Raw genomic sequence first — 23,604 nt, 5'->3', positions numbered from 1 at the left:
CTTTGGGGTGCGGATGTCGAAAACGGCATGCGGCCAGACGCAAACCGGATGTTCGATCTAACCGACTGACCGGAGCACCCCGCCCGGCAGACGTTTTTCCTGAAACGGCAGGTCTCCTGGCTCGCGGCTTTACACCCTGACACCGCCTTCCCGAACCCGTTGAGGTGTCCAGTGGCTTTACGGTGCGGGCTTACCGCTTACAGTTGCGGGGGCAGCCACGGAATGACCCGGTAGTCGGGCTGGAACCGTGTTCCCTCTTAGCTTTTCCCGTTGCCGGGAAAAGACCGTCAGTCCGTTACCCTTAGGCTGAACGGGCGTGAGGGTCAATGCCGCGGCCCTGTGGCACGCACATTGCCGGGTGCGGCAAATTGGGTATAGTCGCCGCTCCGAATGGCGGGGGCACCGGGTCCCGCGCCGCTGGATGAAAAGGAAAACGCGATGACACGCGACATCAGCGACAGCGAAGCCGAACGCCACCGGCAGAAAATGGTCAACCGCAAGACGGTGCAGGACGCCGAGGTTGCGGAAAAGACCATCGAAAAAGGTCTGCTGATGATCAATACCGGCCCGGGCAAGGGCAAATCCACGGCCGCTTTCGGCCTTGCCCTGCGCATGCTCGGCACCGGGCGGCGGGTGGGCGTCGTTCAATTCATCAAGGGCGCATGGTCGACGGGAGAACAGCAGGCACTGACTTTGTTCGGCGACAGGGTCGTGTGGCGCACCATGGGCGAAGGGTTCACTTGGGACACGCAGGATTTGAAACGCGATGTCGCAGCGGCGGCAAAGGCCTGGGAAGAAGCCAAGATCCTGATGGCGGACGAGACCATCGGCCTGCTGATCCTCGATGAGCTGAACATCGCGCTCCGTTACGATTACCTGCCGCTGGAAGAGGTGGTCGAGACGCTTTCCAGCCGCAGGCCCGATCTGCATGTCATCGTCACCGGCCGCAACGCCAAGCAACCTCTCATCGACGCGGCCGATATGGTGACGGAAATGACCCTCGTGAAACATCACTTCAAGGCGGGCGTGAAGGCGCAGGCGGGGATAGAATTCTGACATGGCTGCACGCGTGCTGATGTTTCAGGGAACCGGCTCGGATGTCGGCAAATCGCTGATGGTGGCCGGCCTTGCCCGCGCCTTCGTCAGGCGCGGCCTGTCCGTCATGCCGTTCAAACCGCAGAACATGTCGAACAATGCGGCGGTCACCGCCGATGGCGGCGAGATTGGCCGCGCGCAGGCGCTGCAGGCACGGGCGTCGGGCGTGCCGCTTTCCGTGCACATGAACCCGGTGCTCCTGAAGCCGCAGAGCGAGACCGGCGCACAGGTGGTGGTGCAGGGCAAGATCGCCGGCAATGCCAAAGCGGCCGATTATCAGCACATGAAGGCCGGACTGATGCCGCGCGTGCTCGAAAGCTTTAACCGCCTGAAACAAAAGGCCGATCTGGTGCTGGTGGAAGGTGCCGGCAGCGCCTCCGAAATCAACCTGCGTGCCAATGATATCGCCAATATGGGTTTTGCCAGAGCTGCGGACGCGCCTGTGATCCTGATCGGCGATATCGACCGGGGCGGCGTCATCGCCAGCCTCGTCGGCACCAAAGCCGTGCTCGACGCTGAAGACGCGGCGATGATCGAAGGTTTTATCGTCAATCGCTTTCGCGGGGATCCGGCCCTGTTTTCAGACGGCATGCGGATAATTGCAGAAAAAACCGGTTGGGCCTCCATCGGGCTCCTGCCACATTTTGCCGACGCCGCGAAGCTACCGGCTGAAGATGCTCTCGGGCTTTCCGGCCCGGCTGAGCGAAAGCCGGGCGCGAAGATCCGCATTGCAGTGCCGATCCTTCCGCATATTTCCAATTTCGATGATCTCGATCCGTTGGACATGGAACCGGATGTCGAACTGATCCGCGTGCGGCCGGGCGAAACCATTCCCGCCGGTTGCCGGCTGGTGCTGCTTTGCGGCTCGAAAGCCACCATCGCCGATCTTGCCGTGCTGAAAAATACAGGGCTCGACATCGATATCAAGGCGCATGTGAGACGCGGCGGCCATGTTCTGGGCCTCTGCGGCGGATACCAGATGCTTGGGAAAACAGTCGCCGATCCCGAAGGCATCGAAGGACCGCCGGCAACAGTCGATGGGCTCGGCCTGCTGGATGTAGACACTGTTCTGACGGGCGACAAAAGGCTGGTTTCCGTTACAGGGAAGAGTTTCGACGGAATTGGTTTATCCGGCTATGAAATGCACGTCGGTGAAACCACGGGCGGAACCGACAGCTTACCGTTTTCGAAAATTGATGGGCATGAAGACGGCGCTATATCGCCTGACGGCCGCATCTTCGGCACCTATATTCACGGCCTGTTTTCGGATGACCGCCAACGCGGCGCGTGGCTTGAGCGGCTTGGCGGACGGAACACGGAACTGAACTACGATGCGCAGGTGGACGCCGTTCTCGATCGCCTCGCGGCGCATATGGAACAGCACCTCGATCTCGACCGTCTGCTTGCTATAGCGCGATAAGGATCGCCAGAAGTCCCAGCAGGCCGATCAACAACAGGTCGGCAACCCGTGCAAGCCGCAGCGCCGTGCGAATATCGCCGGCAACAAGTGCCGCCCTGCCGCCTTCGCCCATGAAACGCGCCTCGATCATCTGCCCGCCATAGGAGCGCGGCCCTGCAAGCGCAAAGCCGAGAGCGCCGGCCAGCGCCGCCTCCGGCCAGCCGGCATTGGGGGATCGGTGATGGTGGGCATCACGACGTATCGCGGCAATGGCCCCGCCGGGTGATGCGCCCTTAACAAAAAACGCCGCGACAACGAAAAGAACGCCGCTCAGCCGCGAGGCCGGTAGATTGACCAGATCGTCCAGCCGGGCGGAGGCCCAGCCGAAGGCCTCATGGCGGGGTGAGCGATGGCCGATCATGCTGTCGGCCGTATTGATCGCCTTGTAAACCGCACCGCCCGGCAGGCCCAGGAGACCGAGCCAGAAGGCAGGCGCGACGATGCCGTCGGAAAAATTCTCGGCCAGACTTTCGATAGCTGCCCGGCAGATCGCCGCCTCGTCCAGCTTTTGCGGATCGCGCCCGACGATCATCGATACCGCCTTGCGGCCGCCTTCCACACCCTCTCGTTCCAGCGCAGTGGCGACAGCCCCCACATGCTGCTCGAGACTTTTCTGCGCCGGCAGCGAAGCGCCAAGCACGGCGACCAGCAAAAGGCCGAAGGGCAGGAAGAGGAGAACGGATTGCGCTAACCATGCAACAAGCAGCGTCAGCCCGACGAAAACGACGAGCGCCGCCACGCCTGCCCCCTTGCGCTGTGAAAATGACGCGCTCTCCCGGTTCCATTTTTTGTCCAGCAGCGCGATAAGCGAACCGATCCAGGTGACGGGATGGCCGATGCGTTTGAACAGCCAGTCCGGATAGCCGGTCAGGCGTTCGATCACGAGTGACAGGAAAGCGAGAGCAAAAAACATGGGCGAAACAGTACCAGAAAAGGCGAAGGCTGCGATCCGTCACGGCGGCAATCTCGGCAGGGCGCGTCTGATGTTTCCTGAAGCGCCGGAACCATGGATCGACCTTTCGACCGGGATCAATCCGCACTCCTACCCGCATTCGCCGATCCCTGCCAGCGCATTCGCGCGCCTGCCGGAACCGGACGCCGCCGAAGAATTGAAACATCTGGCCGCAGCGCATTTCGACGCGCCTTCCGCGCGACATGTGGCGCTTTCCCCCGGCACCCAGATGCTGATGCCATTGCTGGCTCAGATCGCTATCGCCCGCGGGGCCAAGAGCGGCGCCGTTCTTTCACCCGCCTACGCGGAACATGCCCGGACCGCACGCATGGCCGGACTGGCTGTGACCGAGGTGGAAAACATCAACGCGATGTCGGCTCACGACTATGCCGTGGTGATCAATCCCAATAACCCCGATGGCCGCATCACGGATCGCGCCGCATTGTTGTCGGTGGCCGAAGCCATGCGCCGCAGGGGTGGGCTGCTCATCGTGGACGAAGCCTTCATCGAGACAGGAGGTGCCGAAAGCCTCGCAGATGCCGCCGGTCAGGATGCGCTGGTGGTCCTGCGCTCCTTTGGCAAATTTTACGGCATGGCGGGCGTTCGGCTGGGTTTCGCGATTGCACATCCCGATATTGCTGCTGAACTGGAGGCAAGGCTCGGCCCCTGGGCCGTTTCCGGCCCGTCGCTGCATATCGCGACACAGGCTCTGGCAGACGGGGAATGGCAATCGTCCATGCGGCGGCACCTTGCCGAAGACGCCCGGCGCATGAACACCATGCTGGAGAAAGCGGGGCTGGCAATTGCCGGCGGCACCTCACTGTTTGCTCTGGTGCGGGATCCCCGCGCGGCAGACCTGTTCAGCCATCTCGGCCGGCACGGCATTCTGGTCCGCATTTTTGATGAAAGGCCGAACGACATGCGTTTCGGCCTTCCCGGTAGCGAAACGGAGTGGCAGCGCCTCAAGGAGGCGCTGTCATCCTTTGACTATTCCTCGAAGGTGTAGGTCTCAATCGACTCCGGCTTCATTTCGATGGAGAAGCCCGGCAGTTTCGGCGGCATGTAAGCGGCATTTCTGATATCGCAGGGCTCGATGAAGTGCTCATGCAGGTGGTCGACGTACTCGATCACCCGGCCTTCCTTCGTGCCTGATACGACAAGATAATCGATCATCGACAGATGCTGCACATATTCGCAAAGGCCGACGCCGCCGGCATGCGGCCAGACCGGCAGATTATACTTGGCGGCGATCAGCAGCACCGCCAGCACCTCGTTCAGCCCCCCCATGCGGCAGCTGTCGATCTGCACCACGTCGATGGCGCCTTCGGCGATGAACTGCTTGAACATGATACGGTTCTGGCACATTTCACCGGTCGCCACCTTCACCGGGCCGATGGCCGCGCGGATCTTGCGATGGCCGGCGACGTCGTCCGGGCTGGTCGGCTCCTCGATGAAGAAGGGCTTGGCGAAGGCGAGCTTCTTCACCCAGTCGATTGCCTGATCCACTTCCCATACCTGGTTGGCGTCGATCATCAGGTAACGGTCGGGACCTATCACCTCACGGGCAATGGTGAGACGGCGGATGTCGTCTTCCAGATCGCGGCCGACCTTCATCTTCACATGGTTGAATCCGGCATCGATGGCTTCCTGGCAAAGGCGGCGCAGCTTGGCGTCGTCATAACCGAGCCAGCCGGCCGACGTAGTATAGCAGGCATAACCTTCGTTCTTCAGCGTCTCGATACGTTCCTTCTTGCCGCTTTCGGCTTTTTTGAGGATCGCAAGCGCCTCGTCCCGGGTCAGCACATCCGTCAGATAGCGGTAATCGACGATATCGGCGATTTCTTCCGGGCTCATATCGGCAACGAGCTGCCAGACCGGCTTGCCTGCCTTCTTGGCCAGCAGATCCCACACGGCATTAACGACGGCGCCGGTGGCGAGATGCATCGCGCCCTTGTCCGGACCGATCCAGCGCAGCTGGCTGTCGCTGGTCAGATGCCGCCAATATTTGCCGGGGTTCTCGGTGACGGTGGCAAGATCGGTGCCGACGACCAGATGACGCATCGCTTCAATGGCCATGCAGCAGATGTCATTACCGCGGCCGATGGTGAAGGTCAGCCCGTGGCCTTTGAGACCCGGCTCATCGGTATCGAGAATGACGTAAGCCGCCGAATAATCCGGGTCGGGGTTCATCGCATCCGAACCGTCGAGGCTCTGGGACGTCGGAAAACGCAGGTCGAAAACACGCAGATCAGTAATTTTGGTCATGGCCGTTCACTCGCGGTCAGTGTCAAAGGAAATCGTTCAATCGTGGTGGAAGGTTTCTTCCATCATCGCCCACCACTCGCCTTCCTTCCGGCTTTCGAGCGGTTGCTGGCAGGGAATGGTGAAGGACCACCATTCCTGGTTCTTGGGGCTTGCGGCCATCTTCGCCATGTCAGCGCTGATATCGCTGCCGTGATATTCCCAATAGCCGAAGAGCAGATTTTCCGGCTCGCGCAGGAAGATCGTGTAGTTGCGGATATTGCAGTCGCTGATAAGCGCCAGAATTTCAGGCCACACAGCCGCATGCAGCCTTTTATATTCCGCGATCATCTCCGGTTTGACGCCTATGACCATGCCCATGCGCTGCATGAAAAACTCCGTTATTGCTTGATGGTGGCGAGCGCAGTGCGCAGCTTCGACTGCGGCAGGCTCAATCCCAGCCGTTCCGCTGCGGCAATGACCGGGACAAAACGGCGGCGCTTCTTTTCATCGTGGTTGCCGGCGATATCGGAGAGCCGATGCGCGAGAAAGGGGTTGCGCAAACGCTCCCGCAGCACGCCAATATAGGCCTGCGCATCATCCCCCATGCCTTCAGCAGCAAAGACCGGCAGAACCTCGTCGCGCCAAAGCGTCTCCAGATCCGCAACGAGAGCATTGTCGGCCATTGCCTGACGCACTGTCTCGTCCTTCGCACGCGCATCCCGCAACCAGCGTTCCGCCAGATAGGAATGGCCGAGATTGAGCAGGAAAAGCTTCAGCTTTTCATAGTGATCGAGATCTTCGGTCAGCACCACGGCAGGGTGGGTGCAGGGCAGGACAAGCCCGTCCTGCTTCTCTATCGCCCAGAGTGCATAGGGCTCCGCCACCGCACCCACCGGGTCGATAGGCTCGGAGACGATGCGATCCACCAGACTATTGGCGAAACGGCATTTCTCATTCAGATAAAAGGCAAAACCCGCGGGCAATTGCCATTCATCGGCAAGCCGGCGAATGACCTGTTTCAGCTTTTCGCCATTGCGCGGCACGAGTTCGCAGGGGAAGATGGACACAGGCGCTTCCGGATTGCGCTGAAAACGCTCCAGCAGCAACATGCAGAGTTTCGCCGGAAAGCTTTTCGGTACGACCGTGAAATCGCCAGCAAGCCCGGCACTATCAGCCGAATCCAGCTCATAACCGCGATCGCCCGTATTGGACAGAATGACCTCGACCTCGCAGGCAAGGCGGCGCACTTCGGCCCAGTCGGTCGCAGCTGTCAGCGCCCGCGCGACGGCCCCGCCCTGAATTTCCTCGTCCACTTCCTGCCCATCGCGGATGCCGCGAATACGCACGGGGTAGGGTGCCCCGCTGTTCAGCGCCGCAACACGCTTCAGGCTCTCCGCATTGCCGGTCGTCTGGACAATCGCGATGCGCCCGAGAGCCTCGCCCTTGTCTAGCGCCTGCGAAACAAAGAGATCCACATGCGCCAGAAGAAAGCGGCTGGTGCCGAATTGCAGGATGGGCGTATCGGGCGTCATGCGACCTCCACCATGCCTTTGATCACTCCAGCCTTCGGATCGGTCAGGCCGGCGAATCTGGAGGGCACATCGGCAAGCGTCATGCGATGGGTGATCAGCGCTTCCGGTACCTTGCCTTCCCGCAGCGCCTGCAGGACGCGCTCGAAATCCTGGGGCGTGGCATTGCGGCTGCCGAGCAGCGTCGTCTCCCGCTTGTGGAACTCCGGATCGTTGAAGCTGATATCGCTGGCGACGATGGAGACCAGCACATAGGAACCGCCATGGCCGACAAAGGAAAAGCCGCGCTCCATGGCTTTCGGATTGCCGGTCGCATCGAAGACCGCATCGAAGAAATCGCCGTCGGTGATTTCGGAAAGACGATCTTTGTCACCTTCGCCGAGTGTCACCGTATGCGCAACGCCGAGATGCTCCTTACAGAACTCCAACCGGTCGGTCCGTCCGTCGATCATGGTCACTTCGCCACCATCGAGAACCGCGAAAACCGCAACCGCCATACCAATCGGCCCGGCGCCGACAATCAGAACCTTCTGCCCCTTCTCGACTGCGCCACGGCGCACCGCATGCGCACCGATGGCCAGAAATTCGGTCATCGCCGCCTGATCGAGGCTCAACCCCTCCGCCTTCAGCACGAATTGCTGCGGCACGCTCAGATATTCGACCATGCCGCCATCGCGATGAACGCCCAGCACACCGATATTGCGGCAGCAATTGCTCTTGCCCTTCAGGCATGCGCTGCATTTGCCGCACGAGATATAGGGAATGACGGTGACCACGTCACCTGTGGACAGATGGCTGCCTTGCGGCGCCTCTTCCACCGTGCCGGAAAGCTCATGGCCCATGATACGCGGATAGGAAAGATAAGGCTGGTTGCCGGTGAAGATGTGCAGGTCAGTGCCGCAAACCCCGATGCGGCGAATACGCACCAGCACTTCACCTTCGCCACGCACTGGTTTCGGCAGTTCCTTGGAGACGAGTTGACCTGGGGTTTCGCAGAAAATCGCCAGCATGCATCACCTGTGGGAAAGGGAATAAAAACGAGCGGCGTTACCGCCAAAGACTGCCGCATGGTCCTTTGCCGGCACGATATCGCGGCAGAAATCCAGCCATGCCTGATAGTCGCCTGCCAACCGCAACACCGGCCAGTCACTGCCAAAAATCACGCGGTTGCCGCCAAAGAGTTCGAGAATCGTCTCGGCATAGGGTCGTACCGCTTCCGGCCGCTGCTCACCGCGCTCTGTCAGCAGACCGGAGAGTTTGCAATGGACATTCGGCAGAGCCGCCAGAGCGGCCATATCCTTGCGCCAGTCGCTGTAGTGACCGGTAGCAATCAGCGGCTTCGCGCCATGGTCGATGAGGATCGGCAATTGCGGATGGCGGCGAGCAAAGGCGAGGAGATGCGGCAGATTGGGCGGCAGGACCAGTGCATCTAACGCCAGACCATGTTTCACCAGCGCCGCCACGGCAGGCTCCAGCGCCGGATCATCGATCCAGGCCACATCCTCCATGCCTTGCAGCATCGGGCGGACACCCTTGAAAGCCGGATGTTTCGCGCGGCGTGCGATTTCCGCAGCCGCATCAGCAGACTTCATGTCCACCCAGCCGACCACGCCCTTGATGAAATCGGTCTTTTCCGCCAGCGCCAGCATGAAATCCGTGTCGGCCGCCGTCTCCATCGTCTGAACCAGCACGGTACCGGTAACTCCGGCAGCGGCCAGCAAAGGCGACAGATCAGCGGGGAGAAAATCCCGGTAGATGGCGGCGAGCGACGGCGGCGGCCATTGCCCGGCGCGATCCTTCATCAGCCAGAAATGCTGGTGGGCGTCGATGAGCATTGCCTCAGGCCTTTCCGCCCGGTACGGGGGCACCTTCGGCAATCAGACCGCGCCTGTGCAGTTCGGACCAGAATTCATCCGGGATCGACTGTTCGAACCACTCGATATTGGAGGCGAGCTGCTGCGCATTACGCGCACCCGAAACGACCGTGACCGACGCGGGATGGGCAAGCGGAAATTGCAGTGCAGCCGCCTGCAGCGATACGCCGAGTTCCTCGCAAACACCCTGCAGCGCATCGACACGCGTGAGAATATCGGCAGGCGCGTCGGCATAATTGAATTTGCGGTTACCGGCCAGAATGCCGGAATTGAACGCACCCGCGACAACGATGCCAACACCCCTTTCAGCGCAACGGTTCATGAAAGCAAGGCTCTGCTGCTCCAGCAGCGTATAACGGCCGGCGAGCATGGCGACGTCGATATCGAAGACATCCATGGCGTCGCTGACGATTTCCCATTCATTGACGCCAAGACCGACGGCCCCCGTCGATCCCTCCTCGCGCAGCTTGCCAAGCGCCCGGAACCCACCGCCCGTGGTCAGTTGCTCCCAGTAATGCTGGTGCTTTTCGCCATGGGTGAAGGAGCCGATATCGTGCACATAAAGAATATCCGGCTTCAGAACGCCGAGCCGCTGCTGGCTTGCCTCGAAGGAGCGCAGGATACCGTCATAGGAATAATCATAGACCGGGCGGAACGGCAGGGGCGCTATATAGGCATCCTCCTCCGGACCCACGGTCTCGTCAGGCACCATCACACGGCCAACCTTGGTGCTCAGCGTATATTCGCTCCGGTCATGCTCCGTCACCATGGTGCCGAGACGGCGCTCCGACCGCGTATAGCCGTAAAACGGCGCGGTATCGAAATAACGCATGCCGCTTTCCCATGCCTTGTCGAACGCACCCTTGGACTCTTCATAGGGCGTGACGCGGTAGAGATTACCCATCTGGGCGCAACCGAGGCCCATGACGGTGACGTCGACGGCGCGGCGCGGCAATTTACGTGTATCGGAGACTTTCATCGCAGGGACTTTCCAGCTTGTCTTTGGAAAGACGCGCCGCCACAAAGCGGCGCGTCATCACGCAATCAATAAAGAACGTTCTTGGCTTCGGGCTTTTCGATATTGTCCTTGGTGACAACAACGACGCCGGTGTCGACGAACTTCTCGACCTTTTCCTTGCCGATGAGCTTGGAAATGGTCTCTACGCCCTTTTCACCCATCTGGTAGGAACCCTGAACCACGATACCGGCCAGTGTGCCATCCTTGACGAAGCCCTGAAGGTCCTGATTGCCGTCGAAGCCGATGGCGACGACCTTGCCGGCCTTGCCGCTCTGGGCCAGCGCACGGCCGACGCCGATTGCAGTCGGCTCATTGGCGCCGAAAATGCCCTTGAGGTCGGAATTGGCGGCCAGAACGTCGGTCGTCTGGTTCAGCGCGGTCGCCATCTGCGACTGCGAATAGAACGGGCCGACGATTTTCAGGTTGGAATTCATCTGGATGTAGTCGGTGAAACCACCGACACGACCGATTTCAGAACCGGCACCGGCGACATAGGACATGACGGCGATCTTGCCTTCCTTGCCCACCTTGTCGATCAGCGCCTGCGCTGCCAGTTCGCCGGCTTTCTTGTTATCGGTCGCCAGGAACGACTGGTAATATTGCTCCGAGCCCTTTGCGAGCTGCGAGTCGATCAGAACCACCGGGATACGGGCCTCCCAGGCCTTCTTGACGGCAGGCACCAGCGCGTCCGGGTCGGAAGGCGCCAGAACAATGCCCGCGACCTTACGGTTGATGGCGTTTTCGACCATGTTGACCTGGTCGGCAATGGCGGATTCGGCAGCCGGACCCTGGAAGGTCATGGTATTGCCGGAAGAGTTCTTCATCGCCGCATCAGCACCCTTCTGGACATTCTGCCAGAAGGTGGAGTTGACGGTCTTGACGATGACGGCGATTTCACCGGCCTGCACGGTGGAAACGCTCCACAGCGCGATTGCGGATGTCAGAAGGGCAGTCGCAATTTTCTTCATTTCTTCCTCCGTGATGTCGGCATACCGGGCCTCCCCTTGCCGATCTTTTTTGCGGAAAGGGTCCGCAGGCCCTTGATCAGCGGCGGTTGCGCAACTGGTCGATCCAGACGGTGACCAGAATGACGAGGCCGATGATGATCTGTTGCGTGAAGGCGGACACGCCGTTCATGTTGAGACCGTTGCGCAGGATGCCGATGACGAAGGCGCCGATGGCCGTGCCGGAAATCGTGCCCACGCCGCCGATCAGCGATGTGCCGCCGATAACGGCGCTGGCAATGGCGTCCAGCTCATACATCACACCCTCGTTCGGCTGGGCGGTGACGAGACGAGACATCAGCACGCAGCCCGTCAACCCGGCGAGCGTGCCGGACAGGATATAGGTAAAATTGGTAACGCGGGCGACATTGACACCGGAAAGGCGCGCGGCTTCGGCGTTGGAACCGACAGCGTAAATGTGACGGCCGAGGATCGAGCGGTTGAGCATGAATGAAACCGCAAGCGCAATCACCACCATCAGGATGACGGGGTAGGGGATGCCGGGAAACACCACATTCGGAAAGCCGTCATCGCCAATGTTAACGATGCGGAAGAGGGCGCCGTTGCCGAGTTCGCCGAAAGATTCGCCAAGACCGGAGACGGCGCGCGCACCGGTGATCTGCAGCGCCACGCCGCGGGCGATCAGCATCATGCCAAGGGTGGCGATGAAGGGCGGCAGCTTGAAACGGGTGACCAGAAGACCGTTGATGAGACCGCAGAGCGACCCCGTCAGAATGCCGAGCAACATGCCGACCGGCACCGGCATGCCGAGTTCCTTCACCGCAAGGGCGGCGACGACGCCGGCAAGCGCAAGCACCGAACCGACGGAAAGATCGATGCCGCCGGTGATGATGACACAGGTGGCCCCGATGCCGAGCAGGGCGATGGACGTGACCTGCAACGCAATCGTCATGCCGTTATTGACGGTGAAGAAGGCGCTGCTGGTAGCGGAAAAGACTGCGACAAGCGCAAAGAGGCTGCCAAGTGCGGCAAACTTCTGGATAATGTCCTTCTGGCGGTCGCTGACTGCGAAGCTCTTCTTGGTTTCTGCAATATTGGCCATGTCGTTCCTCACTGCGCGGTCCGGCCGTAACCGGACGCATACCGCATGATTTCTTCCTGATTGGTCTTGGCGGTTTCGAGCACGCCCGTAATCCGGCCCTGGTGGAAAACGGCGATACGATCCGTCAGCCCCAGAATTTCCGGTAGTTCCGAGCTGATGAGGATGACACCGATGCCCTGCGCGGCGAGTTCGTCCATGATCTTGTAGATCGCGAATTTCGCGCCGACATCGATGCCGCGTGTCGGCTCGTCGAAGAACAGCACGCGAGATTGCCGGAACAACCATTTGCCGATGATGATTTTCTGCTGATTGCCGCCGGAGAGCAGCCGCACCGTCTGCCCGATCGAGGGAGTACGGATATTCAGGAGATCGACGTAGCGTTTTGCCACATCGTCATGTTTCTTGAAATCGATCAGGCCGAAACGGTTGGAAACCTCGCCGAGATTGGCAAGCGTCGTATTGGCCGCCACCGACATCTTGATGGCGAGGCCATCGCTTTTGCGGTCTTCCGAGAGATAGGCGATGCCCTCCTCGATGGCGTCCTGCGGCGAGCTGATCGAAAGCTCCCGCCCGTTGAAAACGATCCTGCCCGCATCGAGCGGATCTGCGCCGAAGATGGCCCGGGCGACTTCGGTGCGGCCAGCACCCATCAGCCCGGCAAAACCGAGGATTTCACCACGTCGCAGCGAAAAACCGACGTCGTGGAACACGCCGCTGCGCGTCAGGCCCTCGACGGAAAAAATAACATCTTCCGTGGGACGCGATGTGCGCTCGGGGAATTTGTCTTCCAGTGAACGACCGACCATGCGCGTGACGATGTCGTCAACGGTGATCGAAGCGAAATCGTCGGTCGAAATATAACGTCCGTCACGCAGAACCGTCACACGGTCGACGATTTCGGCCATTTCATCGAGACGGTGGGAAATATAAACGATCCCGACACCGGATGCCTTGAGATCGCGGATGACCTTGAACAGGAGCCGGGTCTCCTGCTCGGTCAACGAAGAGGTCGGCTCATCCATGATGAGCACTTCAGCGTCAAGAGAGAGCGCCTTGGCGATTTCCACCATCTGGCACTGGGCGACCGAAAGGCCGCGGACGATCTGGTCGGGGTCGATATCGACACCCAGGCGGTCGAGACAGCGCTTGGCATCGAGACGCAGCTTCTTGCGGTCGACGAGGAAACCGCGACGCGGTTCGCGCGCAAGATAGATGTTTTCGGCGACGGAAAGATGCGGAACGAGGTTCAGTTCCTGATGGATGATGGCGATGCCGGCGGCTTCGGATTCCAGCGGCGATGCATATTGCACCTTCACACCTTTATGAAGAATGGTGCCGTCGCTCGGCTGATAGACGCCGCTGACGATCTTCATCAGCGTCGATTTTCCCGCGCCATTTTCGCCGCAGACGGCATGCACCTCGCCAGCGCGCAAATCGAAATGCACGTTCGACAGTGCTTTGACGCCGGGAAATTCCTTGCTGATGTTATCGAGGCGCAGGAGCACCGCACGCTGTCCATGCGCCATCTGTTCAGGCGAAAAATCGCCCCGAATTGTCGATGCGCCCTGCGACATCTGGAAACCTCCCACCCGTATCCCCGCTCCACCGGGGCCATGAACAGGCCAAATGGTTAGGCCGGTTTTTCTGAATGGTCAAGCCAATTAGGCCAAAATTTGCGAAGCCATATCCAAAACAGAAGCAATACCTGAAACGATAACCGATAATAAATGCATAATTTCATGTACTTAAGTAATTCCTTGCGTATTGACACGCTTGGCGTTACGGTAAGGCCAAATACGAATTGCAGACAGGGCTCGTCAAAAAACACATGAGTGGTCAGGCCAAAATAGCGGAACCGCGCAGGCTTTATCAGCAGATTGCGGATCAGATACGCGAACTCATCGACATGGGTGAATTCCTGCCCGGCACGCGGCTTCCCGCCGAGCGAGAACTGGCGCAGAAGCTCGGTGTATCGAGGCCGTCCTTGCGTGAGGCGCTGATTGCGCTTGAAATCGACAACACCGTCGAAATTCGCATGGGTTCGGGGGTTTATGTGTCGGCGGAAGCGCTGCAGACGACCCACCATACCAAATCGCTGGGTGACAGCCCCTCCGAACTGATGCAGGCGCGCGCCGCGCTGGAGGGGGCGACCATCGTGCTGGCGGCAAGCCGGATGACCGATGAGACAATCGCGACCCTCCGCCAGATACTCAATACCATGCAGCGGGAAATCGAGGCCGGCCGCAAGCCTCTGGATCAGGATCGGCTGTTTCACGTCACGATCGCCGAACAATCCGGTAACAGCGTTTTGGCGCGAATGGTGGCGAACCTTTTCGATGAGCGCCACAGCCCCATTTCGGCCCAGCTTCGCGTGAAATTCGAAGACCGCGATACTTGGACCCATGCGCTTCAGGAACACGAGGCCATTCTGGCGGCGCTTGAACTGAAAGACCCGCTGCTGGCGCAGGCCGCCATGCATACCCATCTGGAAGGTTCGAAGAGACGCTGGGTCGAAAACTGATCTAGAAACATAGCAGGCAATATACCGGGAGGAGGAAAACCCGTGAGTGAGAATTCCGAGGCAACCATTTTGCTGAACGCCAACGACAATGTCGCAGTGGCGCGTCGGTCCATTCCGGCCGGCGGCGCAACGGGCAGGGGCGATCTGGCAGCGCTCGAGCTGATCGGGCGCGGGCACAAGGTGGCCCTGAAGTTCATCAAATCGGGCGATGAGGTGCTGAAATACGGACAGGTCATCGGTATCGCCACCCAGGATATCGAGCCCGGCCGGCACGTGCACCTGCACAATCTCGCCATGGTGCCTTCCGAACACGCGCATCAGTTCAGTGTCGATATCGAAGAAAAGGGCATGGTGCCGGAAGCCGAACGCCGGACTTTCAAGGGTTATGACCGCGGCCTCGGTGGCGTCGGAACACGAAACTATATCGGCGTCATCGCTTCGGTGAACTGTTCCGCCACGGTTTCGCGTTACATCGCGGATTATTTCAACAAGCAGGGCGGCCTTGATGGTTTCGACAATGTCGATGGCGTCGTGGCGCTGACCCATGGCGGCGGCTGTGCGCTGAATACGAAATCGGAAGGTTACCGCCTGCTGATCCGCACCATTCAGGGCTATGCCCGCCATCCGAATTTCGGCGGCATTCTGCTGATCGGCCTCGGTTGCGAGACCAACCAGATCGCGCCCATTCTCGAACATTACAAGATGGAAGAGGGTGAGCGGCTACGCACCATGACGATCCAGCAGCATGGCGGCACCCGCAAGACGATCGATGCGGCAATTGCCGAGATCAAGGCCATGCTGCCGATGGTCAACGCCGCCCGCCGCACGGAGCAACCGCTTTCCAAGCTGAAGGTGGCGCTGGAATGCGGCGGTTCGGATGGTTATTCCGGCATTTCCGCCAACCCGGCTCTGGGTTATGCCTCCGACCTCATCGTCCGCAACGGCGGCACCACTGTCCTCTCGGAGACGCCGGAGATTTATGGCGCTGAACACCTCCTGACGAAGCGCGCCGTCACCCCTGCCGTCGCCGAGAAGCTCCTACAGCGTATCGACTGGTGGCGCGATTATACCGCCCGTAATGGCGACGAACTCAACAACAACCCCTCCCACGGCAACAAGCTTGGCGGCCTGACCACCATTCTGGAAAAATCGCTGGGCGCAGTCGCCAAGGGCGGCTCCATGCCGCTGAAGGCGGTTTATGAATTCGCCGAAACCGTGACGGAACAGGGTTTCGTCTTCATGGATACGCCCGGCTATGACCCCGTTGCCGTCACCGGCCAGGTCGCCGGCGGCTGCAACGTCATCTGTTTCACCACCGGCCGCGGCTCGGTTTCGGGCTTCAAGCCGTCACCCTGCATCAAGATCGCCACCAATTCCGAAATGTATGAACACATGAAGGAAGACATGGATATCAATTGCGGTGAGATCGTCACCGGCGCTGAAACCATCGAAGAATCCGGCAAACGAATTTTCGAGCATATTCTAGCCGTCGCTTCCGGCGACAAGACGGTCAGCGAGATCTACGACTACGGCGACAATGAATTTGTGCCGTGGCAGGTTGGGGCCGTGACCTGAACCTGCCACACCAAGACTGTCCCACGTGAAACAAAAGGCCCGGAAAGTGATTTCCGGGCCTTTGTCATTTCTGCCTGCTTCCGCGCTTAGTGGCGGAAGTGGCGCATGCCGGTAAAGACCATCGCCACATTATGCTCATTCGCGGCGTCGATCACTTCCTGATCGCGCATGGAGCCGCCCGGCTGGATGACAGCGGTGGCGCCTGCGGCAATCGCGGCGAGCAAACCGTCGGCAAAGGGATAAAATGCTTCCGAAGCGACGGCGGAGCCGCGCGTCAACGGTTCGGCAAGGCCAAGGGCCTTGGCGGCATCTTCCGCCTTCTGGGCAGCGATACGGGCCGAATCCACACGGCTCATCTGGCCGGCACCGATGCCCGCGGTCTGCCCATCCTTGGCGTAAATGACGGCATTGGACTTCACATGCTTGGCGATCTTGAAGGCAAACTTCATGTCTTCAAGTTCCTGCGACGTCGGCGCACGCTTGGTAACGACCTTGAGGTCCAGATCCTCGACCATGCCATTGTCACGGCTCTGCACCAGCAGGCCGCCCGAGACGGTCTTCGCGGTAATACCGGCCGCGCGCGGATCAGGCAGGCCGCCAGCGGCCAGAAGGCGCAGGTTCGGCTTGCGGGCGATGATGGACTTGGCTTCTTCGGTGACATCAGGCGCAATGATGACTTCGGTGAAGAGCTTGACGATTTCCTCCGCCGTTTCCGCATCGAGCGTGCGGTTCAGGGCAATCACGCCACCAAAAGCGGAAACGGAATCGCATGCCAGCGCCCGCCGGTAAGCTTCGGCAAGTGTCGGACCCGTCGCCACGCCGCAGGGATTGGCGTGTTTGATGATGGCGACTGCCGGCGCATTTTCCGGCAGGAATTCCGCCACGAGCTCGTAAGCTGCATCGGTGTCATTGATGTTGTTATAGGAAAGCTGCTTGCCCTGAAGCAGCGTCGCGGTTGCAACGCCAGGACGCTTTTCGCCGGTGAGGTAAAAACCAGCGCTCTGGTGCGGGTTTTCGCCATACCGCATCTTTTCCTTCAGCGCGCCGCCGATAGCCCGGTAATCCGGCGTTTCGATTGCAAGCGCCTCGGCGAACCAGTTGGAAATCACCGCATCATAGGCAGCGGTGCGGGCATAGGCCTTGGCGGCAAAACGCTGGCGCAGCGCATAGGACGTTTGACCGTCATCGGCCTGCAGGGCTTCAACCAGATCGGGATAATCAGACGGATCGGTAACCACCGTGACATAGGCGTGGTTCTTGGCGGAGGCGCGGATCATCGCCGGGCCGCCAATATCGATGTTCTCCACCGTCGTCGGATAATCGCCGCCCTTGGCGCGAACTTCCTCGAAGGGATAGAGATTGATGACCGAAAGATCGATCGCCTCGATACCGTGCGCCTTCATCGCTTCGACATGCTCCGCATCGTCCCGGATGGCCAGAAGCCCGCCATGGACATTCGGATGCAGCGTCTTGACGCGGCCGTCCATGATCTCGGGAAAATTCGTTACGTCGGAGACATCCGTCACAGGCAGGCCTGCTTCGGCAATGGCCTTCGCCGTTCCACCGGTCGACAGAAGCTTGACGCCAAGCTTCGACAGAACCGTCGCCAGCTCGATAATGTCAGTCTTGTCGGACACGGAAAGAAGCGCCGTGCGGATTTTGACCTTATCGGGGGCGGGGATTTTCTTGGACACGACGGCCATCAGGCATACTCCGTTTAACGGGGAGGACAGGCTGGAATGGGATTGATCCAGCAATTGCCGCCGCGTTAACACAGCTTACCGGATTAATAAACAGCGGGGATGCCGAACGGTGAAAACTATGGTGGTTTTTGACCGGCACCGCCGGAAATTGTCTAGGCCTGACGTTCGATGAGCCAGCGGATTTCCCGCGTATTTGCGAGATTGAAGGGGAGCTCGATCTGCTGCGACGGGCGCATACCGGATGCATCGGCCATGAAGACATCCTCGGTGACGAAAAGCTCGAGCCCGGGTGCTGAAAACAGCCAGACGGTTCCATCCGCTGCCTCCAGATAGACCGACTCCTCATCCCGTTGGTGTATCTGAATGTGGGGATGAATATGGAAACGTGAAACCGCCGTGACCGACTGCAATTGCGTTTTCGCCGCACTTGCATCGGCCCGAAGCAGATCCCGACCCTTTATCTTGGTACCGGCCGCATTCAATTCTATTTCCCGCTCATGGTAGCAGCCGAAATTCTGCAAATAACCGTCATGAGACGCCCAGAGAACGTCATTGCCGTTTGCATCCGTTCCACGCCGGCTGTCGACGTGGCTGACGCCTGATACCATGATCGGACCAAGCAGCCGCGAGCGCGACAGTCTGCAGGATGATGTATCCGCAAGCGTGACGGTGGAATGCGCCGCTGTGGACCGGCTGGCCCGCTGATATTCCGGCGCGGCGTTGCGCGGAAAGCCGGAATTGACGATAAAGCGGTTCTTGCCGCAGGACATTTCGAAAGACAGGCAACCCGAATGGGCATTGCGTGACAGCTCCGCCGAGCCGGGATAACCCGTATCCACGATGATGACCGTATCGTCCGTCGCAAGCCGGTGGTAGTTCACGTCCGGCAGGACCTTGGAGGGCCGGCCGGCCGTTTCATCATAACGCAGCACGGAAACAAGCTCATTGGCGAGCGTCGCCGTGGCGCCGTTGAACAGCGCGAGATCGCCACCCTGATGCCGGAAGAACCGGATCGCCGGGAACATGCGGTCTATGGCCGGCACCAGGCCGGAGGGCAGATCATGGCCGAGATTGATATAACTTTGCCGAAGCGGCAGGAGATCGAGCAGCAGGTCCAGCATGACGCGCGGATTGCGGGAAACATGCCCGCCATCAGGCAAAATCTGGCGTTCCATTTCCTGAGCCAGCTTCATTCCATTCCGCGTTATCCGCGAAAGGCGCGTTGGCATGGCAATGGAAGCCATGGCCAAGGCAATCCTGATCCTCAGCCGCGCTTCGCCATCGGGCGCGTGTCTGACGATTCTTTCGAGATAACGCACATGAAAGGCGAGGCTTTTCAGGAACCGGCGATAAAAACCGGCATCGGCCTCGTATAAAACCACGGGAGAGTGCGAAAGCCAGGCAATCAGCCTTTGTGCGGCGATTTCCGGCGACCAGGCAGTGCCTGCGAGCCGTTTGCCATGAAGCACCATCCATTCCGCAACGATACGACGCGCCCGTTTGCAGGCCTCGCTCGATTTATCGGAGCGAATATGCCGTAGCCAACTGAATGCATGCAGCCGTTCTTCAAAGACCGCCGAGGGATATTCCACCTGAAATGGCGAAGCTCCGCCGGTTTCGACGACACGCCCGGCCAGCGCGATGCGGCCCCGCAACAGTTCCTCGGCGAAATAAGGATCGATGGCTCTGAGATCGGTCGGCGCCGCCACCAGACCGTCTGGCGCACGAGTGGCAAATCGCGACACATGCAGGCGCAAAGGGGTGAGGCCGACACACAGATGACGATACGCCATCCGCGACAGAAGACCGGCGGCATTCATGCTGCCTGCAAAGGACCCTAACAAGCTGTGTTTCCCGTTTCACATGTTTTGTTTTTATCAGTGAACCGCGACGACCGGAACGTTTTCGATAAATATCTAATGATTCGCGAAAGCTTGGCTTTTTTCTACTTCTTACGCAAGACACTGCTAAAAAACCCATCGACGCCCCCGAACATGTCCGGTGTCGTGCGAAGATCGCCACTGGGGCTGATGGCCGCTTCCATTCCGGGCCAATCCTCGGGGCGGACGGCGACACGCTCCACGCCGGGATTTTCCGCCAGAACCTCGGCAATCATCGCTTCTCCTTCGGAAGGATCGAGCGAGCAATTGGAGAAGACCACAAGACCGCCGGGACCAACAAGGGTCAGCGCATGCCGCAGCATCTGGCCCTGAAGGGCAGCGAGTTTGGAAATGTCGTTCTCATCCTTGGTCCAGCAGACATCGGGATGTTTGCGAAGTGTCCCGGTGGAAGAACAGGGGGCATCAAGGAGCACCGCGTCGAAAAGCTGTTCCGGCTGGTACTTCAGCATATTGGCCTCCACCGTTTCGGCACGGAGGCCAAGTCGGTCGAGATTTTCCCTGAGACGACGAAGACGGTTACCGGACTGATCCAGTGCCGTCACATTGGCGCCCGCCAGTGCAAGCTGGGCCGTCTTACCGCCAGGAGCAGCACAGAGATCTGCGACACGTTTGCCCGCGATGTCGCCCATAAGCCGAACCGGCATGCTCGCGGCGAGATCCTGCACCCACCACGCACCCTCAGCGAAGCCTTCGAGCGATGGGATCTGCCCCTCGAATTCACCCAGACGCACGCTGCCATTTGGCATGAGCGTACCGCCCAGTTTTTCCGCCCAGAGAGTGGGATCAGCCTTGATCGTCAGATCAATCGAGGAGGGTGTCAGCTGCGCCTCCGAAATCCTTTGCGCAACCTCATTGCCGTAAGCGGAAACAAGCCGCGCATGGAACCAGTCCGGCAGTACGGGAACGCTGGCGACGGCCTTCTCGATATCCGCTTTTTCACGACCGAGCCGTCGGAGAACGGCGTTCACCAGCTTGACGAAACGCCGGTTGCGCGGATCGCGGTGAGCCTGCTCAACGGCGAGATCGACAGCGGAATGATCCGGCACATCGAGGTAAAGCATCTGCGCCGCACCGACGACAAGAACGTGATGCAGCGATCGCGCGCCCTGCGGCAGCGGACCATCAAGCAGCATCGACAATGCCGTTTCAATCCGGGGGAGGTGGCGAAGCGCGCTGTTGACGATGGCTCTGACCAGCGCCCGGTCCGCAAGCGACAGGGCTCGATAGACGGGATTGCCGTTTTCGCTGTCGAGCATCCCATCCAGCGAAGTCTTCTTTTCCAGAACGGCGGCCAGAATGCGGGTGGCGGCAATGCGCGCAGCGAGACCCGGCTTGTCCTGGAACGACGAAGGGCCGTCTTCACGGCCCCTCCCATTTGCCGGTCTCGGTTTTCTGGACCGCGCCGGCTTATTCTGAATATCGGATGTCAAGACCACGGCCCCTTGCGCTCGTTTTCATTGCCTCGTCCCCAGCCTGTTTTGGGAACGGAGCCTGATTTGCGCAGAGGTCTATCACCCGATGGCGGCGGCGTCGATCCTCGCGGGGAAAACTCCTGCGCCATCGCATGCAGCGCCGCCACGCGGTTTTCCGTATTCGGATGCGTGGAGAAGAGATTGTCCATGCGCTCGCCAGAAAGCGGATTGATGATGAACATATGCGCCGTTGCCGGGTTGCGCTCGGCATCGTCATTGTGAATGCGCTGCGCCATGCCTGAAATCTTCTGCAGGGCGGAAGCAAGCCAGAGCGGGTTGCCGCATATTTCCGCGCCGCGCCGGTCGGCGGAATATTCCCGCGTGCGGCTGATCGCCATCTGCACCAGCATCGCTGCCAGCGGCGCCACGATCATCGCGACCAGCACGCCGATAAAGCCGAGCGGGTTATTGTTATTCTCCCGGTTACCGCCAAAGAAGAAGGCAAAATTGCCGAGCATGGAGATGGCGCCCGCCAACGTGGCGGTGATTGTCATGGTCAGCGTGTCCCGGTTCTGCACATGCGCGAGCTCATGCGCCATGACACCGGCCACTTCCTCGGGCGTCAGACGCTCCAGCAGACCTGTCGAAGCGGCAACAGCGGCATTCTGCGGATTCCGCCCGGTCGCGAAGGCATTGGGTTGCGGGCTATCGTAAATATAGACCTTCGGCATCGGCAGACCGGCATTCTGCGACAGGTCGCGGATCATGTGAAAAAATTCGGGCGCATTCGCCTCGTCGATCTCCCGCGCATGATAGGCGGAGAGAACCATCTTGTCAGAGTTCCAGTAGGAAAAAATATTCATACCGGCTGCGATGACCAGGGCAATCATCATACCGCCCTTGCCGCCGATCAGAAAACCGACACCCATGAACAATGCGGTCATGAAGGCCAGAAGCATTGCCGTGCGCATCATGTTCATCCGTTAAACTCTCCTTGTCACTCACCGGGAATATTCCGGGGTTTATAAAGCCCTTCAGATTATATAATCTGGTAAGCGGCAAACGTATTTCAATATCCCGTCATAGGGAGGATTTCATGCAGAATGCGGATAATGACAACGCCACAGACAGTGGCGCGGAAAGTGCAAAGCGACTTTCGCCGGCGGCGCAGCGAGCGTTGAAAGAAGCGGAAGAGCGGCGCAAACAACAGACCGATCTCCAGTTGCCGCCGGAAACCGGCGGCCGCGGCGGCGCGGAACCCGTGCGTTTCGGCGATTACGAAATAAAAGGCCGGGCCATCGATTTTTGAGCGCCGTAAATAAAAATACCCGCCAAAGGCGGGTATTTTATATTTTAAAACAAATAGTTACTTATTTCTGCTCGAGAAGCCGGCATACCGCTTCAAGCTGTTCCAATGTGCGATAACCGATACGGATTTGACCCGATCCGCCCTTGTGGCTAATCTTCACATCCAGCCCTAGAGCATCGGACAGGCTGCGTTCGAGCGCGATCGTATCGGAATCCTTCTCCGCAGCAGGTCGCTTCTCCGCGACATCGCCCTGCGATTTGATATCGTTCTGCGCCAGGCGCTCGGCATCACGGACTGAAAGTCCCTTGGATACGATTGTTTTAGCAAGCGTCGCCGGATCGGAGGTGGAAACAAGCGCACGGGCATGACCTGCAGAGAGCGAGCCATCCGCCAGCATATCACGCACCGGATCGGGAAGCTTCAAAAGCCGCAGGCTATTGGCAACGTGGCTTCGGCTCTTGCCGATGATTTCGCCGAGATCATTCTGCGTATAGCCGTGTTCGGCGATCAGCTGCTCATACCCCATCGCTTCTTCGAGCGGATTGAGGTCGGAACGCTGTACGTTTTCGACAATCGCCAGTTCCAGCGCCGTGCGATCATCCACGTCGCGAACAATGACGGGAACATCGGTAAAGCCCGCCAGCTGCGCCGCACGCCAGCGTCTTTCACCCGCAATAATCTCGTAGCGGTTGACTCCGACCGTTCGCACGACCACAGGCTGAACTATTCCATGCTGACGAATGGAGGCGGCAAGATCCTGCAGCTCATTCTCGTCGAAATGACGCCGCGGGTTTCTCTGGCTGCGAGCGATGAACTCAATGGGGATGGTACGATCAGCGTTAACAGCGCGCTGGGGCTCACCCACCGGCACAGGCTGGTCCATTTCTCCGATCAATGCGGCAAGACCGCGCCCCAGCCGACGCTTGGAAAGATCATCACTCATAA

The 23,604-nt window shown here is 59.7% G+C and carries 21 protein-coding genes and 1 riboswitch; of the genes, 6 read left to right on the top strand and 15 right to left on the bottom strand.

Annotated features, from left to right (window positions below; all coding sequences use genetic code 11):
* Positions 1–88 precede the first annotated feature (88 nt).
* A riboswitch (cobalamin riboswitch) is annotated at positions 89–304 on the bottom strand.
* 134 nt (positions 305–438) lie between these two features.
* Positions 439–1,056 (top strand): cob(I)yrinic acid a,c-diamide adenosyltransferase, encoded by a 618-nt coding sequence (cobO, locus tag EM858_RS08825; RefSeq protein ID WP_127756463.1) that lies wholly within the window; start codon positions 439–441, stop codon positions 1,054–1,056.
* Between the two features lies 1 nt (position 1,057).
* Complete coding sequence (locus tag EM858_RS08820; protein WP_127756462.1) at positions 1,058–2,515, top strand: cobyric acid synthase; 1,458 nt, start codon at positions 1,058–1,060, stop codon at positions 2,513–2,515.
* Here the strand turns inward: EM858_RS08820 and cbiB are convergent.
* Entirely contained in the window at positions 2,502–3,467 is a 966-nt protein-coding gene (cbiB, locus tag EM858_RS08815; protein WP_127756461.1) for an adenosylcobinamide-phosphate synthase CbiB, read from the bottom strand. The genes EM858_RS08820 and cbiB overlap by 14 nt on opposite strands.
* Between cbiB and cobD the strand changes: the two genes are divergently transcribed.
* Positions 3,466–4,512, top strand: coding sequence for a threonine-phosphate decarboxylase CobD (gene cobD / locus EM858_RS08810; RefSeq protein ID WP_127756460.1), 1,047 nt, complete (start codon positions 3,466–3,468; stop codon positions 4,510–4,512). The two genes, cbiB and cobD, sit on opposite strands and share 2 nt — an antisense overlap.
* Here the strand turns inward: cobD and EM858_RS08805 are convergent.
* The 9 genes from EM858_RS08805 to EM858_RS08765 form a co-directional block, all read right to left on the bottom strand.
* A complete protein-coding gene (locus tag EM858_RS08805; RefSeq protein ID WP_080815458.1) occupies positions 4,494–5,771 on the bottom strand; it encodes an L-fuconate dehydratase in 1,278 nt (425 codons plus the stop codon). The genes cobD and EM858_RS08805 overlap by 19 nt on opposite strands.
* Positions 5,772–5,807: 36 nt before the next feature.
* Positions 5,808–6,137 carry an L-rhamnose mutarotase gene (locus EM858_RS08800; RefSeq protein WP_080856896.1) on the bottom strand — a complete coding sequence of 110 codons (330 nt, stop codon included), beginning with the start codon at positions 6,135–6,137 and terminating at the stop codon, positions 5,808–5,810.
* 11 nt (positions 6,138–6,148) lie between these two features.
* The gene (locus EM858_RS08795) at positions 6,149–7,282 is read right to left on the bottom strand and encodes a mannitol dehydrogenase family protein (protein ID WP_127756459.1); all 1,134 of its coding nucleotides are present in this window, start codon (positions 7,280–7,282) and stop codon (positions 6,149–6,151) included.
* Positions 7,279–8,289: a zinc-binding alcohol dehydrogenase family protein gene (locus EM858_RS08790; protein ID WP_127756458.1), complete on the bottom strand. Its 1,011-nt coding sequence runs from the start codon at positions 8,287–8,289 to the stop codon at positions 7,279–7,281. Before EM858_RS08790 ends, EM858_RS08795 begins: the two co-directional genes overlap by 4 nt.
* 3 nt (positions 8,290–8,292) lie before the next feature.
* Positions 8,293–9,114, bottom strand: coding sequence for an amidohydrolase (locus EM858_RS08785; RefSeq protein WP_127756457.1), 822 nt, complete (start codon positions 9,112–9,114; stop codon positions 8,293–8,295).
* A gap of 4 nt (positions 9,115–9,118) precedes the next feature.
* Entirely contained in the window at positions 9,119–10,132 is a 1,014-nt protein-coding gene (locus EM858_RS08780; protein ID WP_127756456.1) for an aldo/keto reductase, read from the bottom strand.
* Positions 10,133–10,197: 65 nt separating this feature from the next.
* On the bottom strand, positions 10,198–11,139 hold the full coding sequence (locus tag EM858_RS08775) for an ABC transporter substrate-binding protein (protein ID WP_003520222.1): 942 nt from the start codon (positions 11,137–11,139) through the stop codon (positions 10,198–10,200).
* A 76-nt stretch (positions 11,140–11,215) separates the two neighbouring features.
* A complete protein-coding gene (locus EM858_RS08770; RefSeq protein ID WP_080815444.1) occupies positions 11,216–12,238 on the bottom strand; it encodes an ABC transporter permease in 1,023 nt (340 codons plus the stop codon).
* A gap of 8 nt (positions 12,239–12,246) precedes the next feature.
* Positions 12,247–13,812 (bottom strand): sugar ABC transporter ATP-binding protein, encoded by a 1,566-nt coding sequence (locus EM858_RS08765; protein WP_161987780.1) that lies wholly within the window; start codon positions 13,810–13,812, stop codon positions 12,247–12,249.
* A 254-nt stretch (positions 13,813–14,066) separates the two neighbouring features.
* Between EM858_RS08765 and EM858_RS08760 the strand changes: the two genes are divergently transcribed.
* Positions 14,067–14,759 carry a FadR/GntR family transcriptional regulator gene (locus EM858_RS08760; RefSeq protein ID WP_020809848.1) on the top strand — a complete coding sequence of 231 codons (693 nt, stop codon included), beginning with the start codon at positions 14,067–14,069 and terminating at the stop codon, positions 14,757–14,759.
* Between the two features lie 42 nt (positions 14,760–14,801).
* Positions 14,802–16,334, top strand: a complete 1,533-nt coding sequence (locus tag EM858_RS08755) for an altronate dehydratase family protein (RefSeq protein ID WP_003520218.1) — start codon at positions 14,802–14,804, stop codon at positions 16,332–16,334.
* An 86-nt stretch (positions 16,335–16,420) separates the two neighbouring features.
* On the opposite strand, the gene purH is transcribed toward EM858_RS08755, so the two are convergent.
* From purH to htpX, 4 genes are all read right to left on the bottom strand, one after another.
* On the bottom strand, positions 16,421–18,037 hold the full coding sequence (gene purH, locus EM858_RS08750) for a bifunctional phosphoribosylaminoimidazolecarboxamide formyltransferase/IMP cyclohydrolase (RefSeq protein ID WP_059759717.1): 1,617 nt from the start codon (positions 18,035–18,037) through the stop codon (positions 16,421–16,423).
* A gap of 152 nt (positions 18,038–18,189) precedes the next feature.
* Complete coding sequence (locus EM858_RS08745; protein ID WP_164865387.1) at positions 18,190–19,857, bottom strand: heparinase II/III family protein; 1,668 nt, start codon at positions 19,855–19,857, stop codon at positions 18,190–18,192.
* A gap of 125 nt (positions 19,858–19,982) precedes the next feature.
* Entirely contained in the window at positions 19,983–21,368 is a 1,386-nt protein-coding gene (locus EM858_RS08740) for an RsmB/NOP family class I SAM-dependent RNA methyltransferase (protein WP_127756455.1), read from the bottom strand.
* Positions 21,365–22,330, bottom strand: coding sequence for a zinc metalloprotease HtpX (gene htpX / locus EM858_RS08735; RefSeq protein ID WP_003520211.1), 966 nt, complete (start codon positions 22,328–22,330; stop codon positions 21,365–21,367). Before htpX ends, EM858_RS08740 begins: the two co-directional genes overlap by 4 nt.
* A 116-nt stretch (positions 22,331–22,446) precedes the next feature.
* Here htpX and EM858_RS08730 point away from each other — a divergent pair, with 116 nt between their 5' ends.
* Positions 22,447–22,659 carry a DUF1674 domain-containing protein gene (locus EM858_RS08730; protein WP_127756454.1) on the top strand — a complete coding sequence of 71 codons (213 nt, stop codon included), beginning with the start codon at positions 22,447–22,449 and terminating at the stop codon, positions 22,657–22,659.
* Between the two features lie 61 nt (positions 22,660–22,720).
* Here EM858_RS08730 and EM858_RS08725 read toward each other — a convergent pair whose 3' ends face one another.
* Complete coding sequence (locus EM858_RS08725; RefSeq protein ID WP_003505321.1) at positions 22,721–23,602, bottom strand: ParB/RepB/Spo0J family partition protein; 882 nt, start codon at positions 23,600–23,602, stop codon at positions 22,721–22,723.
* Between the last annotated feature and the right edge of the window lie 2 nt (positions 23,603–23,604).

Origin of the sequence: Agrobacterium sp. CNPSo 2736 (assembly GCF_004005385.1) — a bacterium.
Lineage (GTDB): Bacteria > Pseudomonadota > Alphaproteobacteria > Rhizobiales > Rhizobiaceae > Agrobacterium > Agrobacterium leguminum.
The sequence above is the reverse complement of the archived record's forward strand: the minus strand, read 5'-3'. Positions and strand labels throughout refer to the sequence as shown.

Bases quoted from the DNA above. Each gene is read 5' to 3' on its own strand.
- cobO (WP_127756463.1), top strand. From the start codon at position 439: ATGACACGCGACATCAGCGACAGCGAAGCCGAACGCCACCGGCAGAAA.
- EM858_RS08820 (WP_127756462.1), top strand. From the start codon at position 1,058: ATGGCTGCACGCGTGCTGATGTTTCAGGGAACCGGCTCGGATGTCGGC.
- cobD (WP_127756460.1), top strand. From the start codon at position 3,466: ATGGGCGAAACAGTACCAGAAAAGGCGAAGGCTGCGATCCGTCACGGC.
- cbiB (WP_127756461.1), bottom strand. From the start codon at position 3,467: ATGTTTTTTGCTCTCGCTTTCCTGTCACTCGTGATCGAACGCCTGACC.
- EM858_RS08805 (WP_080815458.1), bottom strand. From the start codon at position 5,771: ATGACCAAAATTACTGATCTGCGTGTTTTCGACCTGCGTTTTCCGACG.
- EM858_RS08800 (WP_080856896.1), bottom strand. From the start codon at position 6,137: ATGCAGCGCATGGGCATGGTCATAGGCGTCAAACCGGAGATGATCGCG.
- EM858_RS08795 (WP_127756459.1), bottom strand. From the start codon at position 7,282: ATGACGCCCGATACGCCCATCCTGCAATTCGGCACCAGCCGCTTTCTT.
- EM858_RS08790 (WP_127756458.1), bottom strand. From the start codon at position 8,289: ATGCTGGCGATTTTCTGCGAAACCCCAGGTCAACTCGTCTCCAAGGAA.
- EM858_RS08785 (WP_127756457.1), bottom strand. From the start codon at position 9,114: ATGCTCATCGACGCCCACCAGCATTTCTGGCTGATGAAGGATCGCGCC.
- EM858_RS08780 (WP_127756456.1), bottom strand. From the start codon at position 10,132: ATGAAAGTCTCCGATACACGTAAATTGCCGCGCCGCGCCGTCGACGTC.
- EM858_RS08775 (WP_003520222.1), bottom strand. From the start codon at position 11,139: ATGAAGAAAATTGCGACTGCCCTTCTGACATCCGCAATCGCGCTGTGG.
- EM858_RS08770 (WP_080815444.1), bottom strand. From the start codon at position 12,238: ATGGCCAATATTGCAGAAACCAAGAAGAGCTTCGCAGTCAGCGACCGC.
- EM858_RS08765 (WP_161987780.1), bottom strand. From the start codon at position 13,812: ATGTCGCAGGGCGCATCGACAATTCGGGGCGATTTTTCGCCTGAACAG.
- EM858_RS08760 (WP_020809848.1), top strand. From the start codon at position 14,067: ATGAGTGGTCAGGCCAAAATAGCGGAACCGCGCAGGCTTTATCAGCAG.
- purH (WP_059759717.1), bottom strand. From the start codon at position 18,037: ATGGCCGTCGTGTCCAAGAAAATCCCCGCCCCCGATAAGGTCAAAATC.
- EM858_RS08745 (WP_164865387.1), bottom strand. From the start codon at position 19,857: ATGAATGCCGCCGGTCTTCTGTCGCGGATGGCGTATCGTCATCTGTGT.
- htpX (WP_003520211.1), bottom strand. From the start codon at position 22,330: ATGAACATGATGCGCACGGCAATGCTTCTGGCCTTCATGACCGCATTG.
- EM858_RS08730 (WP_127756454.1), top strand. From the start codon at position 22,447: ATGCAGAATGCGGATAATGACAACGCCACAGACAGTGGCGCGGAAAGT.
- EM858_RS08725 (WP_003505321.1), bottom strand. From the start codon at position 23,602: ATGAGTGATGATCTTTCCAAGCGTCGGCTGGGGCGCGGTCTTGCCGCA.